At 48.9% G+C, this 1,016-nt stretch carries 1 protein-coding gene; it reads right to left on the bottom strand.

Annotation, left to right across the window (positions count from 1 at the left end; all coding sequences use genetic code 11):
• Nucleotides 1-29: 29 nt before the first annotated feature.
• On the bottom strand, nucleotides 30-1,016 hold a 987-nt coding region (gene rfaE2, locus B3O33_RS08010; protein ID WP_292363360.1), incomplete at its 5' end, for a D-glycero-beta-D-manno-heptose 1-phosphate adenylyltransferase.

Raw genomic sequence — 1,016 nt, 5'->3', positions numbered from 1 at the left:
CATCTGCGTAATCTGCGGATAAATATTGTTTATCTATCCTGATGAATCTTATTCACAATCGCCGTGGTGGAGCAGTTTTCGGTTAAGCCCATCACTCTGACTTCACCGCCATAGCCTTCGACAATTTCCCAGCCAACCACGCCTTTTTTATCGTAGTCGCCGCCTTTCACCAGGATATCCGGCTGAATTTCTTTGAGCAGTGTTTCCGGGGTATCACCTTCAAAGACGCTGACCCAATCCACATCTGCCAGGCCTGCCAATACGATCTGACGACGATCCGCAGTGTTAATCGGACGGCCTTTGCCTTTGAGTTTGGTGACGGATTCATCAGAGTTAATGGCAACAATCAATCTATCGCCCTGAGCGCGCGCCTGATGCAGATAGCTGACATGACCGGCATGCAGAATATCGAAACAGCCATTTGTAAAGACGATTTTTTCGCCACGCTTTTTGGCTTGGTCGACGGCAATTTTTAATTGCTCGACCGTCACCGCACCGGCAAAGGAATGATCACTTTGATGGGTGCCCTGATGGCGTTGGTATTCGGCAAACAGTTCGGGTTCACTGACGGTCGAGGTGCCCAATTTGCTGACCACAATACTGGCGGCAACATTGGCTAAGGTTACGGCTTGTTGCAAAGACTGTCCGGCTGCCAGTGCGGCTGCCAGCGTGGCAATCACAGTATCCCCTGCTCCGGTGACATCGGCGACTTCTTTGGCAATGGCTGGTAAATGGAATTCGGTATTGTCATTGGTTATCAGCGACATGCCCTGTTCACTACGGGTGATTAATACGGCTTTAATATCGTAGTCGGCAATCAGTTTTTTGGCTTTTTCTATCAAGTCAGCTTCTGACTGAATTTCGCCCGTCACCGTTTCAAATTCGGTGAGATTGGGGGTGATTAAATCCGCACCACGGTATTTACTGAAATCATTACCTTTTGGATCCACCAGCACGGTCATGGCATTGGCTTTAGCCAGTTTAATCCATTGTTGTGGATCGTGAAGCGTGCCTTT

The sequence above is a fragment of the Methylophaga sp. UBA1464 genome (genome assembly GCF_002325665.1).
Classification (GTDB): Bacteria; Pseudomonadota; Gammaproteobacteria; order Nitrosococcales; family Methylophagaceae; genus Methylophaga.
Note: the sequence above shows the minus strand (reverse complement) of the source record. Positions and strands in the feature narration are given on the sequence as shown.